Consider the following 16785-nt stretch of genomic DNA (forward strand, 5'->3'; position numbering starts at 1 on the left):
CATTTAAGCCTAATTGCCGGTTTCAGCGCCCAAAGCGGCCAAAAGCTGCGCCCTTGGGCACAAGTTTGCTGCTTTTTGGCCGGCAAATTGGACATTTCCGGCCTTTGACTTATAAAATTATCGCAAACCTTCAAGTAACTCTAAAAATAAACAGGTTATGATTATGGCAAAACTGACCAAAGAAGAAGTTATCAGCACACTGCAGCAAGCTCTCAGTGAACAACAGGGCAAAGCAGTGACCATTGAACAAAATGGCAGCTGGTACAAAATCGATGGCGGTAAATCACTTCGTTTCGCTGAACTGGAACAGATGTTGGCAGATAGCACCAAACCGGCCAAGGCTGAAGCCAAGCAGGAAAAACCCAAGGCGGCCAAGCCTGCAGCAAAGCCAGCCTCAAAGGCAAAAACCAAACAGGTTGCGCCTGCCAAAGCCGGTAGCCAGGGGGGCAAGACCCCCAAAGAGCTGTGGCGTGAAAAACTGGCAGCCGGTAATCACAAACTGCCTCGCGGTTTTTAATTACTCCATCCAAAACAAAGGCGCCCAATGGCGCCTTTGTTTTATCTATTATTGGTTCAAAGCTTACATAGTCAATTCACATAGCCAGGTCGACCCGGACACTGCCCTGCAGATAAACCACCCGCACTTCATCGCCTACCTTGAAAGTCATGCCGGGATCTTCATCCTGTATGATCATCACCTGGGTTTCATCTTCCAGGCGTATCATCAACTCCACCAACTTGAGTTCACGATAGTAACTGCTGTCACCATATTGATGACCAATGCCGGCGCCGAGCAGAGCACCCAGTACAGTCGCCACATCCTGACCACTACCGCCACCGAACTGATGACCAATCACGCCACCGAGCAAGGCACCACCGAAGGTTTTCCAGCCGCGATTTCTGTCTTCCATCAGCTGTTTCTCGGTGATTTTTCGTACCGACTCCACCTGACCGTAGAGCACTTTTTCAACCGGCTGAGCCTGGTTTCTGTCATAACCGGCATAGAGGGTATGAGTTCCCGCTGCGAGGGACAATGAGAGCAGCAGCATTGCATTCAGTATCAGTTTCCACATAGCTGTTTTTCCGCTAACTTATAAGAAGGCCCTGAGCAGAATCATACGCAATTGTGAACCTACTGTCTTTCTTAAATCATGAGTTGGATCCTTTCCCGTCGCCTGAGCTGGCGTTGACGGATCCCAACGGCCTATTGGCCATTGGCGGCGACCTGCATCCCAGGCGGTTACTCAACGCCTATTACGAGGGCATTTTCCCCTGGTTCAATACCCATGACCCCATTCTCTGGTGGTCTCCGGATCCCCGCGCCGTCTTTGTTCCTGGCAGCATCAATATCTCCCGTAGTCTACGCAAGTATTTGAAAAAACAGGATTGGACTTTCAGCATCGACCGAGCCTTTGCCGATGTGATGGCCGGTTGCGCCATGCCGCGAAAAGATCAGCCCGGCACCTGGATAACCGGAGAGATACGTCTGGCCTACCAGGAGCTGCACCACCTGGGTCATGCCCACTCCTTCGAGGTCTGGGACAATGGTCGCCTGATAGGTGGCCTGTATGGCCTGGCCGTGGGTCAGGTGTTCTGTGGCGAGTCCATGTTCCACCGTAAAACCAACGCCTCCAAGGCGGCCTTTATCGCCCTGCACCAATATGCACTCAAGCAGGGTTTCAGGCTTATCGATGCCCAGGTGATGAATCCGCACCTTGAGAGCCTCGGAGCCAAAAGTTTAAAGCGTAAAGATTTTCTCGCACTCTTGAAACAATTCAGGGACGGTAGTCTTGCCAGGGATTGCTGGCAAACCGACGAGGTCAAACTTGAACTCTGATAACCATGCCATTGCCATAGGCCTCAGCCAACCCTTTGCCTGCAGCTACCTGAGCGGACAACAGGAGCAGTTATTGGTGATCCAGGAAGATGAGCTGGACTTGTCACTGTTTGAGCGCCTGTTGGCACTGGGGTTTCGCCGCAGTGGCAGCGCCATCTACAAGCCCCGTTGTCCCCACTGCAACGCTTGTCAGCCCATCCGAGTTCCCCTGGATGAATTTCGCCTGTCCAAAAGACAAAAACGCACCCTGGCCAAAAACCGTGACCTGCACTTTAGGATTGTGACCGAGGAAACCCCGGCTCACTATCCCCTCTATGAGCGTTATATCTGTGCCCGCCACAGTGACGGCCCCATGTATCCTCCGAGCGAAGAGCAGTACCGTCATTTTCTCGCCTGTGAGTGGCTCAGCCCGGTGTTTATCGAACTTTGGCATGGTCAGCGACTGGTTGCCGTGGCGGTGACAGATCTCCTGCCCCAGAGCCTGTCAGCCATCTACAGCTACTTCGACCCGGACTACAGCGACCGCTCCCTCGGGATCTTGCTGGTACTGCTGCAATGCCGCCTGGGCAAATTGATGTCGAAATCGTTTCTCTATTTGGGATATCAAATAGATAACCACGACAAAATGGGTTACAAGCGACTGTACCGCCCCTATGAGATCCTCGGCGTTCAGGGCTGGCAGAAAAGCGACAATCACTGAGGCCTCCCCTTTACAGCCGCTGTAATTTGCGGCATGATACGGCGGTTTTTTACATTCGAGGCTAACGGGATAACTGATTAATGGCGAAAGAAGACAACATTGAGATGCAAGGGACTATCCTTGAAACCTTGCCAAATACAATGTTTCGGGTTGAACTGGAAAACGGTCACGTTGTGACTGCTCACATTTCCGGTAAAATGCGTAAAAACTACATCCGAATCCTGACCGGTGACAAGGTCACTGTGCAGCTGACTCCATACGACTTGAGCAAAGGCCGCATCGTCTTCCGCTCACGCTAAGATCCCAGTTATTTCTCAAAAGCCGGCTGTGCCGGTTTTTTTGCTGGTGAGCCCATGGGGGCGACCCACTGCGCAGCAGGCGCACCTGGCCTGCCGTTGTCTATCCAGACATCAATGTGTCGGATAAGGGTCAGGATTCAGAATAAAAATGGCTGCCAGTGGCAGCCATTTTTTTGTTTCGACTTAGCTTCTCAGGAGATCTTCTCCGGCGCTTCCGTGTTGATTTCCAGTTCGCCATCTTTGACATCCACATGGGCGATGCCACCGGACTCAAGTTTACCAAACAGGATTTCATCGGCCAGCGGCCGTTTCAGGAGATCCTTGACCACTCTGGCCATAGGTCTGGCCCCCATGGTCTTGTCGTAACCCTTCTCGGCCAGCAAGGTTCTGGCTTCATCACTGACTTCCAGCGTCACCCCTTTCTGATCCAACTGTGCCTGCAGCTCGACCAGGAACTTGTCCACCACCTTGGCGATAATGGTCATATCCAGATGGTTGAACCAGATAATGGAGTCGAGTCGGTTGCGAAACTCGGGCGAGAACACCTTATTGATCTCCGACATCGCATCCTGGCTGTGATCCTGCTGTTTGAAGCCAATGGACTTACGCACAGTTTCCTGCACCCCGGCATTGGTGGTCATCACCAGGGTCACGTTGCGGAAATCCGCCTTACGCCCATTGTTATCGGTCAAAGTACCGTGATCCATTACCTGCAGCAGCAGGTTATAGATATCCGGATGCGCCTTTTCGATTTCATCGAGCAGCACCACACAGTGAGGCGTCTTGATCACGGCATCGGTCAGCAAACCACCCTGATCGTAGCCGACATACCCCGGAGGCGCGCCAATCAAACGCGACACAGTATGGCTTTCCATATATTCGGACATATCGAAGCGGATAAGCTTGAGCCCGAGGCAAGCCGCCAACTGGTTGGTCACCTCTGTCTTACCCACCCCGGTTGGGCCGGCAAACAGGAAGCTCCCCACAGGTTTGTTTTCATTGCCAAGACCACTGCGTGCCAGCCGAATCGCCGCGCTGAGGCTCTCTATCGCCTTGTCCTGACCGAACACCACCATCTTCAGGTTGCGTTCCAGGTTTTTCAGCAAGTCCTTCTCGGAAGAAGTCACTGTTTTTTCCGGGATCCTGGCCATCTTGGCGATAATGGTTTCAATCTCGCTCTGACCCACGGTTTTCTTACGTTTGCTCTGTGGCATCATCGCCATCCGCGCCCCCGCTTCGTCGATCACATCGATAGCCTTGTCCGGCAGATGTCTGTCGTTGATATGCTTATCCGATAGGCTGGCGGCACAAGCCAAGGCTGCCAGGGTATAACGCACCCCATGATGTTCTTCGTAACGGCTCTTGAGCCCCTGAAGTATCTTGGTGGTTTCGGCCACCGAAGGCTCGTGAATGTCCACCTTCTGGAAGCGCCGCGCCAGTGCCCTGTCCTTCTCAAAAATACTTTGATACTCCTGAAAAGTAGTGGACCCCATACAGCGCAGATTACCGCTGGAGAGCAAGGGCTTGAGCAGGTTGGATGCATCCATCACCCCACCGGATGCCGCGCCGGCACCGATAATGGTGTGGATTTCATCGATGAACAGAATCGCATTCTGATCCGCTGTTAACTCCTTGAGTAGGCTCTTGAAGCGTTTCTCGAAGTCGCCGCGATACTTGGTGCCGGCCAACAGCGCGCCGAGATCCAGAGAGTAGACGGTCGCTTCGCTTATCACCTCAGGCACAGACTCATTGACTATCCGATAGGCCAAACCTTCGGCGATGGCAGTCTTTCCGACGCCGGCCTCGCCCACCAGCAGCGGGTTATTCTTGCGGCGACGGCAAAGAATTTGAATCGAGCGTTCAATTTCGTTATCGCGGCCGATAAGCGGATCTATCTTGCCCTGCTTGGCCATCTCATTGAGATTACTGGCAAACTGAGCCAGCATGCTGCGCTCTTCTGTGGCTTCGGATTGATCTTCCAGGCTTTCCTGCGATCCCGGAGCATCGGCCTCATCGTTCTTGGCAAAGCCGTGAGAAATATAATTCACCACATCCAGGCGGGTAATATCGTAACGGCGCAGCAGATAAACCGCCTGGGACTCCTGCTCACTGAAAATGGCCACCAGCACGTTGGCACCGGTCACCTCATTGCGGCCTGACGACTGCACATGAAACACTGCCCGTTGCAGCACCCGCTGGAAACCCAGTGTCGGCTGAGTCTCACGTTCATCATCGGGATCGCTGATAATGGGTGTGGTCTGGGTAATAAAGTTGGCGACCTCCTCCTTGAGTCGGTCGATATTGGCGCCACAGGCGAGCAAGGCATCCCTTGCGGCGGGGTTATCGGTCAGCGCCAGCAGTAGGTGCTCAACCGTCATATATTCGTGACGGGCATCTCTGGCTTGTTGGAATGCCAGGTTCAAGGTCACTTCAAGATCTTTGTTCAGCATACGCACCCCCTAAAAAACTACAGAGACAGGCTGGTTAAGCTTCCTCTAACGAACACAGTAACGGATGTTGGTTTTGTCTTGCAAACTGATTCACCTGAACCACTTTGGTTTCGGCTATCCCGAACGGGTAAACGCCGCAAACCGCTTTTCCCTGATGATGTATGGTCAACATAATGTCTGTGGCTTCCTGTTCATTCTTGCGAAAGAACAGCTGCAGTACCTCCACAACAAAGTCCATTGGGGTATAGTCATCGTTGTTCAGAATCACTTTATACATTGGAGGTGGTTGCAGTTCCTGCTCAACCCCTTCCTCCACACGTTCTATCTGTCCAGTCTTACCCATGATTCAATATTAGCCTCTCAACTTGGCTTCTACCAACACTACGCCCGGCCATGTCTCAAAGTACTGCTTGGCGGGCCCTGGGCGGTATTGCCCTTTGTCACACTATACTCTGGCGCGGCGGCGCTTGTCTAAGGCGTTTCCAACTCATGCTTATTTTTCAATCGGTTAAAACATATACGCCGAGAATAAACCTAAGGTGTCCGACGTAGGCATTACCGATAAAGTGCCACCATGGCAAAACCGTATACGCACAGCAACAAATACAATGTTGTTTTTTTGTTAACTTAAGCTTGACATCCAGCAACACTGCTTACATTCTGTTATCTGAGCGCCTGCTAAAGCGCTCAAAAGTTTTACTATCTTACTGGGAAGCAGACAATAGAAGGAAGTGGAAGTATGGCAAGCGGAACTGTTAAATGGTTCAACAACGCCAAAGGATTCGGGTTTATCTGCCCTGATGAAGGTGGTGAGGATGTTTTTGCGCACTATTCAACCATTGAAATGGAAGGCTACAGAACTCTAAAAGCAGGCCAACCTGTTGAATTTCAAGTTGAGAAGGGCCCAAAAGGTATGCATGCCTCAGCTATCTCTCCAGTTAAATAACCGGGTGAACAGAGATGAAAAAAGGCGGGGTCATCCCCGCCTTTTTAATGCCTGTTTGGCAATTGAATGAGGGAGAGCTCCCTCATTCAGCTTTCAGTATCAAGCGCTCAGAAGACGATTCAGGCTGGCACTTGGGCGCATAGCCTGCTCGGCTTTAACAGGATCCAGCTTGTAGTAGCCACCCAGTTCAACGGCGGCCCCCTGAGCACCATTGAGTTCAGCCACTATCTGCTCTTCAGCAGCCACCAAGCCTTCGGCCAGAGGTGCAAAATAAGCTTTCAGCTCGACATCCTTGTCCTGCTTGGCCAGCGCGCTGGCCCAGTACTGTGCCAGGAAGTAATGACTGCCGCGGTTATCCAACTGCCCCACCTTACGGGATGGTGACTTGTTGTTATCCAGGAACTGCCCTATCGCCTGATCCAGGCAATCAGCCATCACCTGTGCCTTGGCATTGGCTGTCGTCTGGCTTAGGTGCTCGAGTGAGGCTCCCAACGCCAGGAACTCGCCCAGAGAATCCCAACGCAGGTGGTTTTCCTCTTCAAACTGCTGTACATGCTTGGGCGCACTGCCACCGGCACCCGTTTCGAACAGACCGCCACCGTTCATCAGCGGGACGATTGACAGCATCTTGGCACTGGTACCCAACTCAAGGATAGGGAACAAGTCGGTGAGGTAGTCACGCAGCACGTTGCCTGTTACCGAAATCGTGTCCTTACCGGCTTTAATACGCTCAAGGGAGAAACGGGCCGCCTTTTCAGGTGACATGATATGCAACTCAAGCCCATCGGTATCGTGCTCAGGCAGGTAGGCCTTCACTTTGGCGATCACTTGGGCATCGTGGGCACGGTTTTCATCCAGCCAGAATACCGCTGGGGTGTTGGTCAGTCTTGCACGGCGTACGGCCAGCTTGACCCAGTCACGGATAGGTGCATCTTTTACCTGGCACATGCGCCAGATATCACCGGCTTCAACGGCATGAGACATAAGCAGATTGCCGTCCTTGTCCAGTACTTTAACCGTACCGGCCGCAGGGATTTCAAAGGTCTTGTCATGGCTGCCGTACTCTTCGGCCTTCTGTGCCATCAGACCCACGTTTGGCACGCTGCCCATGGTTGCAGGGTCGAAGGCGCCATGTTCCTTACAGAAACTGATGGTTTCCTGGTAAACACCGGCGTAGCAACGATCCGGGATCAGCGCCTTGGTATCTTTCAACTGGCCATCCGGGCCCCACATCTGGCCGCTGGAGCGGATAGCGGCAGGCATGGAAGCATCGATAATCACATCACTTGGCACGTGAAGGTTGGTGATGCCCTTGTCTGAGTTCACCATCGCCAGCTCAGGGCGGCTCTGGTAGACGGCGGCGATATCGGCTTCAATGGCCGCTTTCTGCTCGGCCGGCAACTTGGCTATCTTGGCATAGACGTCACCCAGACCATTGTTGACGTCCACACCCAGCTCACGCAAAGTTTCACCGTGTTTGGCGAATACATCTTTGTAGAACACCTTCACCGCATGGCCGAACATAATAGGATCGGACACTTTCATCATGGTGGCTTTCAGGTGCAGTGACAGCAGTACATCTTCCTTGCGGGCGGCTTCAATTTCGCGCTCGAAGAAGGCGGTCAGTTCACGCTTGCTCATAACGGCCGCATCTATGATTTCACCGGCCAGCAACTTAAGCCCTTGCTTGAGCACCAGTTGGCCGCCATCATCTTGCTCCAGCACTATGCTGACAGTATCGGCCTCTTTGAGGGTAACGGACTGTTCGCTGCCGTAGAAATCCCCTTGTTGCATATGGGCCACATGAGATTTGGAGTCCTTGCTCCAGGCCCCCATTGAATGCGGGTGCTTACGGGCATAGTTCTTGACCGAAGTCGGGGCGCGGCGATCTGAGTTCCCTTCACGCAGCACAGGGTTTACCGCACTGCCTTTGATCTTGTCATAACGGGCCTTGATTTCCCGTTCTTCATCGGTTTTGGCTTCGGCCAGATAATCAGGCAAATCATAGCCCTTGGCCTGCAGCTCTTTGATACAAGCCTGCAGCTGAGGAATGGAGGCACTGATATTGGGCAGTTTGATAATATTAGCTTCGGGCTGGGTTGCCAGCTCACCAAGCTCAGCCAGATGATCGCCGATGCGCTGCGCTTCGGTCAGACGCTCGGGGAAGGAGGCAATCACACGGCCGGAGAGAGAAATATCACGGGTTTCGACATTGATGCCGGCTGCCTGAGTAAAGGTTTTGATGATAGGCAGTAGAGATAAGGTCGCCAGAGCCGGCGCTTCATCTGTCTGCGTATAGATGATAGTGGGGGTTTTATCAGTCATTTTCAGTCCTACGCTTTTTATAAAAATGAGTTGTTATAAGTGTTGTTATTCTTTAATTTCCTTGCCTCTTTCGCCCTGGATACCGCTACAGTCGGTAATCTATGTCTATCGTGTTATGGGCGTAAAAATTGGTTGTAGATCACAATTTGGCGAACATCATAGAGCATTCCGGCCAAGATTCAAATTCCACTATAGGCGAGTGGCAGGTACACTCTGCCAAAAGTCACAACCCCGTGTCGCCGCCAAACCGGACATAGGTGTTACACTCAGGCATATCACTCCCAAATGGTCAGAGCACGCGGCTCAAGCAGCCAGGATATCTCAATGAATTCGCCAGCCTCCCAACCAAGACGTAAACCCAAACGCCAGCCCAGTCACCCCAAGGGCCCTGACGGTAAAGAGTTTGGCCGAGAGAAGAGTCAGCGTTCCACCAAACCAAGCCCCAACAGCAAGAGTTCCAGTAGCAAGAGTCCTAATAACAAAAGCCCCAATAACAAGAGACAGGGCCTGAATAAAAAGCGCCCTGGTCCTCAAAAACCCCGGCCAAAAGTACCACCACTCTCGGTTGCAGAAACCCAGGTGGTGCTGCTCAACAAACCCTTCGATGTGTTATGCCAGTTTACCGATGAAGGCGGACGACGCACGCTCAAAGATCTACTGCCCATCGCCGGTATCTATGCCGCCGGCCGCCTGGACAGAGACAGCGAGGGTCTGTTACTGCTCACCAATAACGGTCAGTTGCAGGCCAAGCTGACCCAACCCAACAAGCACACCTTCAAGACCTACTGGGTACAGGTGGAAGGCGATGTCGATGACACCGCGATTCAAGCCTTACGTGAGGGAATTGAGTTGAAAGATGGCCCCACCCTACCTGCAAAAGTCCGGCTACTGCAACAACCCGAATCTTTGTGGCCACGTAATCCGCCCATTCGTGAGCGGCGCAATATCCCCACCACTTGGCTGGAGATCTGTATCCGCGAAGGGCGCAATCGTCAGGTACGAAGGATGACAGCCCATGTCGGGTTTCCCACTTTAAGATTGATACGTTATGCCATAGGCGATCTCAGCCTGGATACCGAGCAAGGGCAATGCCTGCAACCCGGTGAATATCGTACTCTTTCTGAGGCGGCGATTAAGGAGCTTCTCCATGACTGAACGTTATCGCCCCAATGTAACAGTGGCCTGCATTATTGAGGCAGAGAAGCGTTTTCTGCTGGTCGAGGAGTTGATTGACGGCCAACAGAAATTTAACCAACCGGCCGGTCACCTGGAAGCAAATGAAAGCCTTATCGACGCCTGTCGCCGCGAGGTGCTCGAAGAAACCGGCCTGACTGTCACCCCTGAAGCCCTGGTGCGGATAGATCAGTTCAGTGCTTCCAAAGAGCTGGCCTTTTTACGTTTCACCTTCTGTGCTCGCCTGGTCAAGTGTCAGAGTGCCAAGCCGTTGGACGTCGCCATCAAGGCCGCCCATTGGTTGAGCATGGATGAAATCACGGCCTTGGGATCCAAGCTTCGCAGCCCCTTGGTCAGCGCCACACTGGAGAGCTATTTGCAGGGACAACGGCTGCCGTTATCTTTGCTCAATAGCGAGCTGTTGTGATTAGCTCTGGGCACCAAGGCGTGATAGAATACGCCCCCGCAGAAACTGAGCGCCTTATGGCTGTTTGTCCACCCCCGCGTCGCGCCAATAACGGCCTGCCACAACCGGGCACAAGCAGCAGTTCTCTTTTCGGGCGTTCATGAATGAATTCAACGGGTTTAGGATCTATGACAGCTAACACTCCCAATGCATCAGGAAAAAAAGTCATTGTCGGCATGTCCGGCGGTGTCGACTCATCTGTTTCAGCCTATCTGCTGCTCCAGCAGGGCTATCAGGTAGAAGGCCTGTTCATGAAGAACTGGGAAGAAGATGACACCGACGAATATTGCTCTGCCGCCGAAGATTTAAAAGATGCCCAGGCTGTCTGTGACAAGCTGGGCATCAAGTTGCACACGGTCAACTTTGCCGCCGAATACTGGGACAATGTGTTCGAGTATTTTCTGGCCGAGTACAAGGCGGGACGCACGCCTAACCCGGACATCATGTGCAACAAGGAGATCAAGTTCAAAGCCTTCCTTGAGTTTGCCGATGACATTCTCGATGCCGACTATATCGCCATGGGCCACTATGTGCGCCGCCGTGATACCGACGGTAAAACCCAGCTGCTTCGCGGCATAGATGGCAACAAGGATCAGAGCTACTTCCTCTACACCTTGAGTCACCAACAGGTGGCTCGCAGCCTGTTCCCTGTAGGTGAACTGGAAAAACCCGAAGTTCGCCGCATCGCCGAAGAGCAAGGGCTGGTCACCTTCAACAAGAAAGACAGCACAGGTATCTGTTTTATCGGTGAGCGCAAGTTTACTGAATTCCTTGGCACTTATCTGCCCGCGCAACCGGGCAAAATCGAGAGTGTCGACGGTGAAGTGATAGGCGAGCATCAAGGGCTGATGTACCACACTCTGGGCCAGCGCAAGGGCCTTGGAATTGGCGGCATGAAAAACAGTAACGACAATCCCTGGTATGTGGTCGACAAAGATCTGAAACGTAATGTATTGGTTGTCGCCCAAGGCGGCCAGCATCCGAGACTCATGTCGGTTGGCCTCACGGCCAGGCAGCTGCACTGGGTAGACAGACAAGGCCCGGCCGATGGCGCCAAGATCACGGTCAAGACCCGTTATCGCCAGCAGGATATCCCCTGCACTGTTTATGTCCAGGGTGACGATGAACTGAGAGTGATCTTCGACGAACCTGTGGCGGCAGTCACGCCAGGGCAGTCGGCAGTATTCTACGACGGTGAAGTCTGCCTGGGTGGCGGCATCATAGAAACCCTGATTAGGGAGTAATCATTGAGCGAGCAATTGCATGACCGCACTATGGCATTTGCCGGCATATTGCAGGCTATCGCCCAGGTGCAATACCTAGCCCGCCACGGGGAAAGCGATCCGCAGCAGTTGGCTGCGGCACTCGATGGCATTATGGTGACAGATCCCGAGAATATCGATGAGATCTATCCCGACAAAGTCGTGCTGGCCAACGGCTACAAGTGGATTATCAACCAACTGGGTGACAGCGCCCAGAAAGATGTGGAAATCACCCGCTATCTGGTTGGCATTCTGGCGCTGGAGCGCAAGCTGAGCCGCAACCAGGCGGCTCTGGGGATGCTGTCTGAGCGCATCAATCAGGTGCATCGCCAATTGAGCCACTTTGCCATAACCGACGAGCAGGTTATCGCCAACCTGGCCAGCATCTACAGCGATATCATCAGTAATTTGGGGCCCAAGATCCAGATTTCGGGCAACCCCAACATACTGCAGCGGCCACTGGTCCAACATAAAATACGCGCCTTGTTGCTGGCAGCAATGCGCAGTGCCGTACTCTGGCGTCAACTCGGCGGCAAACGCAGACATCTGGTGTTTGCCCGCAAGGCGATCGTCGATACAGCTAAAAAAAGCCTCACCCTATAATAAAGCCAAGTTCATCAAGGAGCTTATAATGGATCTTTCCGCACTGACTGCTATCTCACCGGTAGACGGGCGTTATGGTAGTAAAACCGCCGAACTTCGGGGGATATTCAGCGAGTACGGTCTTACCAAGTATCGTGTTCAGGTCGAAATCAACTGGCTGAAACTGCTTTCCAGCTGCCCTGAAATCGAAGAAGTCCCCCCCTTCAGTGAAGAAGCTCTGGCATTGCTGGACAATATTCGCGATAACTTCAGCGAAGCCGATGCCCTGAGAGTCAAAACCATCGAAGCCACCACCAACCATGACGTTAAGGCGGTGGAATACTTCATCAAGGAAAAAATCGCCGACAATGCCGAGCTGGCCGCCATAGGCGAGTTCGTGCACTTTGCCTGCACCAGTGAGGACATCAACAACCTGTCCCACGGCCTGATGCTGACCGAAGCCCGTGAACAGGTACTGCTGCCATACTGCCAGAAGCTGGTCGATGCCGTTAAAGAGCTGGCCAGACGTTACAAGACTGTGCCTCTGATGTCCCGTACTCATGGCCAACCCGCCTCGCCTTCGACTCTGGGTAAAGAGATGGCCAACGTTGCCGTACGTCTCGAACGCCAACTCAAACAAATTGAAGCGGTTGAGATCATGGGTAAGATCAACGGCGCCGTGGGTAACTACAACGCTCACCTGTCGGCCTACCCAGAAGTTAACTGGCATGAGCTGTCACAGCGCTTTGTCACCAGCCTGGGGCTGAACTGGAACCCCTACACCACTCAGATTGAACCGCACGACTATATTGCCGAGCTGTTCGATGCCGTGGCCCGTTTCAATACCGTGCTGATTGATTTTGACCGTGATATCTGGGGTTATATCGCCCTGGGTCACTTCAAGCAGAAGACTGTGGCCGGTGAAATCGGCTCATCCACCATGCCGCACAAGGTTAACCCTATCGACTTTGAAAACTCGGAAGGTAACCTGGGCATAGCCAACGCCCTGATGCAGCATCTGGCCAGTAAACTGCCGGTTTCCCGCTGGCAGCGCGATCTGACCGACTCCACAGTACTGCGTAACCTGGGTGTGGGTATCGCCCACTCGCTGATCGCCTACCAGGCCACACTCAAGGGTGTCAGTAAGCTGGAAGTCAACGAGGCGCACCTACGCGATGAACTGGATCACAACTGGGAAGTGCTGGCCGAGCCGGTACAGACAGTCATGCGCCGCTATGGCATCGAAAAGCCTTACGAGAAGCTCAAGGAGCTGACCCGTGGCAAGCGTATCGATGGTCAGCAGCTGGCAGCCTTTATCGACGGTCTGGAGCTGCCTGAGAACGTGAAACACGAACTCAAGCAACTGACGCCGGCCAACTACATAGGCCGCGCCGAAACCTTTGTCGATGATTTGAACTGATAGCCTCTTGGCTGTCACGGGCGGTACTGGTTTCCAGTACCGCCTTTTTTCTCCCCGGGGTTTATGCCGTTGCAAGCGGGATAACTGACTGGCCATTGAAACAGTTTATGGATTGGATAACAGATGACGAACACTTACCAGCTGACTCTAGACAGAGATGCCTTTGTTAAAGAGGTGTGGCAGCAACAACCCAAGGTGATCAGACAAGCCTTCAAGGACTTTGTCGATCCTATCGCCGCCGATGAGCTGGCGGGCCTCGCCTGTGAAGAGGAGATCTCCTCACGGGTAGTAATCACCAAGGGGCAGGACTGGGAAGTGATCTCAGGCCCATTTGAAGACTATGACAAGTTCGGTGAAGAAAACTGGCAACTGCTGGTACAGGCCGTCAACCACTGGTATCCGGACTCACAGGGTCTGGTGGAAGCCTTCCGTTTCCTGCCGGACTGGCGCTTTGATGACCTAATGGTGTCCTTTGCCACGCCGGGTGGCGGTGTCGGCCCCCATATCGACAACTATGATGTCTTTATCATTCAAGGCGAGGGGCGCAGGCGCTGGACAGTGGGTGCCAAGGGTCAATACGCCAAGCGCGGCAATAACCCCAATACCCCTTTGATTGAAGACTTTGAGCCCATCATAGATACAGTGCTGGAGCCCGGCGATATGTTGTATATTCCGCCCGGTTTTCCCCACAGGGGCGAAACCCTGACCCTGGCACTGTCCTACTCGGTAGGCTTCCGGGCACCGAGCCAGCAAGAGCTTATCAGCGAAATGGCCGACTTTATGCTGGATCAGGATCTCGGCCACAAACGCTTCACTTCGAGTGAAGAAGCCGGGCAACCTGCGCTGATCGCCAAGAGCCAGCAACAGGGGATGATGGCGCTGCTGAAAGAGCTGACTGAAAACCCTGACTATTATCAGGGCGTGCTTGGCAAGTTGCTGAGTCAGAACCGCTTTGAACTGGATATTTGCCAGGGTGAGCCTATGGGTACCGAGGAACTCATTGAAGCCGCGGCCGAAGGCGCTGTATTCAAGCGCATAGGTGGGCTTAAAATTCTCATGCTGGAAGACGATCCCAACTGCCGACTGTTCATCAATGGTGAAGCTTTTGAATTGCCGCAAGGCAGTGAAAAGCAGGCGCAGCTTATTGCCAATCACACCAGCATCAGCGGCGAAGATCTTGAGTCACTGCTTCAGGATGATGCCGTGGCATTGCTGCTGTGCGAACTTTTGGAAAAGGGTTATTGCTATCTCAGTGACGAGGAATGAGCCGACTACCCTACTGCTAAAGCCGAGGTTTGAGAACCCTTATTCAGACTCTCACTTGGCTTGGCCAGACACAGCTCAGACACTAAAAAAGCAGCCTACGGCTGCTTTTTTTGTTTGCTCTAGGGTTATCAGCCCCAGAGTTTATCGTCTTCCTGGATCTTGTATAGGCTCTCGGCTCTGGAAACCAGCAACTGGGCGAACTTGGCCTGGGTAGGGTCTTTGGTCGCCCCAGATTGCACCAGGTTCTCGGCCTTGAGCTGCCAGGTCAGCGAAAAGTGACGCAAGGCTTCGCGAGCAGTGGCTGCTACGCTGACATCAACATAGTCAGAAGGCAAGTCACCGGACATCACCCAATAGGTCTTGTGGCTGGGCTGTTTGGATTCGATTTTCCACATGGCTACATAAGGCGCCAGATAACGGCTTTCCGCCGGTACCACTTTGCTGGGGATCACCCCTTTCTCTGCAAGAAATTTATTGGCTTTCTGGAACTGTTCACGCACCCAAGCCTGGCGCAAGGCTTCCTGCTGTTCGGCGTTGGGCGGTGTACTTGTCTGTTCAGTCATAAACTTTCCTTTCTTCTTGTTTGTTTTTATTGTGTTTTTATATTCTGTATCTGTTCAACTAAGCCTCTGGCCGGCTTTTTCAGTACCACCCCATAATGAGACGACTATGGGTGGCTGACTTCAGTTTTCAACCAGCTTTACGTTAACGTAAGGTGGAAAGCAAAATTGCCAGATAGATCACAAATATTCTGCTCATCAGCTTTGTTGAGAGTATCGCTAAATGCTATGGTTCTGCAATAAATATAACAAGCGGTCGGCGGCCGCTAAGCGCCGCCCCAATAAGCACAGCGGAGAACAGACGTGGCTGTATTTAATCATGTATCATTCGACGAACATGAACAGGTAGTATTCTGTCATGACAAGGAAAGTGGCCTGCGCGCCATCATCGCCATCCACAACACCAACTTGGGCCCTGCCGTAGGCGGTTGCCGTATGTGGAACTATCAATCAGATGATGAAGCTCTCACTGACGTGTTGCGCCTCTCCCGCGGTATGACTTACAAGAACGCGCTGGCCGGTCTGGCCATGGGTGGCGGTAAGTCGGTGATCATAGCCGATCCCAAGACAGAGAATCGTGAGCAGCTGTTCCGCGCCTTTGGCCGTTTTGTTCACAGCCTGGGCGGCCGCTACTACTCGGCCGAAGATGTGGGTACCACCCCTGCCGACATCATGATTGCCCATGATGAAACCCCTTATGTGCTTGGCCTGGAAGGAATGAGCGGCGATCCCTCTCCTTTTACCGCCATGGGAACTTACCTGGGTATCAAGGCTGCCGTTAAACACAAGCTGGACAAAGATAGCCTCAAAGGCCTCAAGATAGCCGTTCAGGGTGTAGGCCATGTGGGCTATTATCTGTGCAAGCACCTGCATGAAGAAGGCGCCGAGCTGTTTGTAACCGATATTCATCAAGCATCACTGGACAAGGTCGCCACCGACTTTGGCGCCGTGGTGGTTGCCCCTCAGGACATCTATGCTCTGGACGTCGATGTCTATGCCCCTTGCGCCCTGGGCGCCACACTTAACGACACCACACTGCCACAGCTGAAAGCGAGCATAGTCGCAGGCTGCGCCAACAACCAGTTGGCCGAGCCACGCCATGGTGAGCAGCTCAAGCAGATGGGCATCCTCTATGCCCCAGACTATGTGATCAACGCCGGTGGTATCATCAACGTGTCTTTCGAAAAAGACTATGATGCCACCAAGTCTACCGCCAAGGTTGAAGAGATCTACAACACCCTGTTGTCCATCTTCAAGCAGGCCGATGAGCAAAACCGCACCACGGCTGAAGTAGCAGATGAGATGGCCCGCGCCATCATCAATGGTACCCAAGCCTAAGCTCGCTCATATTCCATAAAGGGGCCTTCGGGCCCTTTTTTATTACTGAAAAAATTTTCCTCCTGTCGGCAAATAGATAAGCACCGGAAACAGAAAATTCATTTTTACGGACTGGCAAGCGTCATCTGCCTCTGCTTGACTTAGCATTCGTCATCTCGAAG

17 protein-coding genes are annotated in these 16785 nt (G+C 52.9%); 12 read left to right on the forward strand and 5 right to left on the reverse strand.

All coding sequences use genetic code 11. The features are described 5' to 3' along the window. Positions 1-163: 163 nt before the first annotated feature. Positions 164-517: a hypothetical protein gene (locus E1N14_RS12290; protein ID WP_025011172.1), complete on the forward strand. Its 354-nt coding sequence runs from the start codon at positions 164-166 to the stop codon at positions 515-517. Positions 518-593: 76 nt separating this feature from the next. Here the strand turns inward: E1N14_RS12290 and E1N14_RS12295 are convergent, their stop codons facing one another. After that, positions 594-1073: an outer membrane lipoprotein gene (locus E1N14_RS12295; RefSeq protein ID WP_025011173.1), complete on the reverse strand. Its 480-nt coding sequence runs from the start codon at positions 1071-1073 to the stop codon at positions 594-596. 53 nt (positions 1074-1126) lie between these two features. Between E1N14_RS12295 and aat the strand changes: the two genes are divergently transcribed. From aat to infA, 3 genes are all read left to right on the forward strand, one after another. Next, on the forward strand, positions 1127-1837 hold the full coding sequence (gene aat / locus E1N14_RS12300) for a leucyl/phenylalanyl-tRNA--protein transferase (protein WP_025011174.1): 711 nt from the start codon (positions 1127-1129) through the stop codon (positions 1835-1837). After that, positions 1827-2537 (forward strand): arginyltransferase, encoded by a 711-nt coding sequence (locus E1N14_RS12305; RefSeq protein WP_025011175.1) that lies wholly within the window; start codon positions 1827-1829, stop codon positions 2535-2537. The genes aat and E1N14_RS12305 overlap by 11 nt, the downstream gene beginning before the upstream one ends. Positions 2538-2617: 80 nt before the next feature. Then, complete coding sequence (gene infA, locus E1N14_RS12310; protein WP_005500725.1) at positions 2618-2836, forward strand: translation initiation factor IF-1; 219 nt, start codon at positions 2618-2620, stop codon at positions 2834-2836. 191 nt (positions 2837-3027) lie between these two features. On the opposite strand, the gene clpA is transcribed toward infA, so the two are convergent. Together clpA and clpS are read right to left on the reverse strand one after the other, a co-directional pair. Then, on the reverse strand, positions 3028-5286 hold the full coding sequence (gene clpA, locus E1N14_RS12315) for an ATP-dependent Clp protease ATP-binding subunit ClpA (protein WP_045283861.1): 2259 nt from the start codon (positions 5284-5286) through the stop codon (positions 3028-3030). Positions 5287-5320: 34 nt separating this feature from the next. After that, positions 5321-5629 carry an ATP-dependent Clp protease adapter ClpS gene (clpS, locus tag E1N14_RS12320; RefSeq protein WP_025011177.1) on the reverse strand — a complete coding sequence of 103 codons (309 nt, stop codon included), beginning with the start codon at positions 5627-5629 and terminating at the stop codon, positions 5321-5323. Between the two features lie 396 nt (positions 5630-6025). On the opposite strand from clpS, the gene cspD reads away from it, so the two are divergent. Next, a complete protein-coding gene (gene cspD, locus E1N14_RS12325; protein WP_025011178.1) occupies positions 6026-6232 on the forward strand; it encodes a cold shock domain-containing protein CspD in 207 nt (68 codons plus the stop codon). Positions 6233-6331: 99 nt separating this feature from the next. Here the strand turns inward: cspD and E1N14_RS12330 are convergent, their stop codons facing one another. Beyond that, positions 6332-8557, reverse strand: a complete 2226-nt coding sequence (locus tag E1N14_RS12330) for an NADP-dependent isocitrate dehydrogenase (protein ID WP_062793768.1) — start codon at positions 8555-8557, stop codon at positions 6332-6334. A 324-nt stretch (positions 8558-8881) separates the two neighbouring features. On the opposite strand from E1N14_RS12330, the gene E1N14_RS12335 reads away from it, so the two are divergent. The 6 genes from E1N14_RS12335 (at position 8882) to E1N14_RS12360 (ending at position 14726) form a co-directional block, all read left to right on the forward strand. Beyond that, on the forward strand, positions 8882-9712 hold the full coding sequence (locus E1N14_RS12335; RefSeq protein ID WP_025011179.1) for a pseudouridine synthase: 831 nt from the start codon (positions 8882-8884) through the stop codon (positions 9710-9712). After that, positions 9705-10157 (forward strand): NUDIX hydrolase, encoded by a 453-nt coding sequence (locus E1N14_RS12340; protein ID WP_025011180.1) that lies wholly within the window; start codon positions 9705-9707, stop codon positions 10155-10157. Before E1N14_RS12335 ends, E1N14_RS12340 begins: the two co-directional genes overlap by 8 nt. Before the next feature lie 167 nt (positions 10158-10324). Continuing rightward, positions 10325-11440, forward strand: a complete 1116-nt coding sequence (gene mnmA, locus E1N14_RS12345) for a tRNA 2-thiouridine(34) synthase MnmA (protein WP_028781431.1) — start codon at positions 10325-10327, stop codon at positions 11438-11440. A 3-nt stretch (positions 11441-11443) separates the two neighbouring features. Next, positions 11444-12061 (forward strand): high frequency lysogenization protein HflD, encoded by a 618-nt coding sequence (gene hflD / locus E1N14_RS12350; RefSeq protein ID WP_025011181.1) that lies wholly within the window; start codon positions 11444-11446, stop codon positions 12059-12061. Between the two features lie 28 nt (positions 12062-12089). Further along, on the forward strand, positions 12090-13460 hold the full coding sequence (gene purB / locus E1N14_RS12355; RefSeq protein WP_062793912.1) for an adenylosuccinate lyase: 1371 nt from the start codon (positions 12090-12092) through the stop codon (positions 13458-13460). Between the two features lie 123 nt (positions 13461-13583). Then, positions 13584-14726, forward strand: coding sequence for a ribosomal protein uL16 3-hydroxylase (locus E1N14_RS12360; protein ID WP_025011182.1), 1143 nt, complete (start codon positions 13584-13586; stop codon positions 14724-14726). A 128-nt stretch (positions 14727-14854) separates the two neighbouring features. On the opposite strand, the gene E1N14_RS12365 is transcribed toward E1N14_RS12360, so the two are convergent. Further along, positions 14855-15289: a DUF4826 family protein gene (locus E1N14_RS12365; protein WP_044734627.1), complete on the reverse strand. Its 435-nt coding sequence runs from the start codon at positions 15287-15289 to the stop codon at positions 14855-14857. Positions 15290-15589: 300 nt separating this feature from the next. Here E1N14_RS12365 and E1N14_RS12370 point away from each other — a divergent pair, with 300 nt between their 5' ends. Continuing rightward, complete coding sequence (locus tag E1N14_RS12370; protein ID WP_044734628.1) at positions 15590-16624, forward strand: Glu/Leu/Phe/Val dehydrogenase dimerization domain-containing protein; 1035 nt, start codon at positions 15590-15592, stop codon at positions 16622-16624. Positions 16625-16785 lie beyond the last annotated feature (161 nt).

Source organism: Shewanella algae (genome assembly GCF_009183365.2).
Taxonomy (GTDB): Bacteria; Pseudomonadota; Gammaproteobacteria; order Enterobacterales; family Shewanellaceae; genus Shewanella; species Shewanella algae.

Bases quoted from the DNA above. Each gene is read 5' to 3' on its own strand.
- E1N14_RS12290 (WP_025011172.1), top strand. From the start codon at position 164: ATGGCAAAACTGACCAAAGAAGAAGTTATCAGCACACTGCAGCAAGCT.
- E1N14_RS12295 (WP_025011173.1), bottom strand. From the start codon at position 1,073: ATGTGGAAACTGATACTGAATGCAATGCTGCTGCTCTCATTGTCCCTC.
- infA (WP_005500725.1), top strand. From the start codon at position 2,618: ATGGCGAAAGAAGACAACATTGAGATGCAAGGGACTATCCTTGAAACC.
- clpA (WP_045283861.1), bottom strand. From the start codon at position 5,286: ATGCTGAACAAAGATCTTGAAGTGACCTTGAACCTGGCATTCCAACAA.
- clpS (WP_025011177.1), bottom strand. From the start codon at position 5,629: ATGGGTAAGACTGGACAGATAGAACGTGTGGAGGAAGGGGTTGAGCAG.
- cspD (WP_025011178.1), top strand. From the start codon at position 6,026: ATGGCAAGCGGAACTGTTAAATGGTTCAACAACGCCAAAGGATTCGGG.
- E1N14_RS12330 (WP_062793768.1), bottom strand. From the start codon at position 8,557: ATGACTGATAAAACCCCCACTATCATCTATACGCAGACAGATGAAGCG.
- E1N14_RS12335 (WP_025011179.1), top strand. From the start codon at position 8,882: ATGAATTCGCCAGCCTCCCAACCAAGACGTAAACCCAAACGCCAGCCC.
- E1N14_RS12340 (WP_025011180.1), top strand. From the start codon at position 9,705: ATGACTGAACGTTATCGCCCCAATGTAACAGTGGCCTGCATTATTGAG.
- mnmA (WP_028781431.1), top strand. From the start codon at position 10,325: ATGACAGCTAACACTCCCAATGCATCAGGAAAAAAAGTCATTGTCGGC.
- purB (WP_062793912.1), top strand. From the start codon at position 12,090: ATGGATCTTTCCGCACTGACTGCTATCTCACCGGTAGACGGGCGTTAT.
- E1N14_RS12360 (WP_025011182.1), top strand. From the start codon at position 13,584: ATGACGAACACTTACCAGCTGACTCTAGACAGAGATGCCTTTGTTAAA.
- E1N14_RS12365 (WP_044734627.1), bottom strand. From the start codon at position 15,289: ATGACTGAACAGACAAGTACACCGCCCAACGCCGAACAGCAGGAAGCC.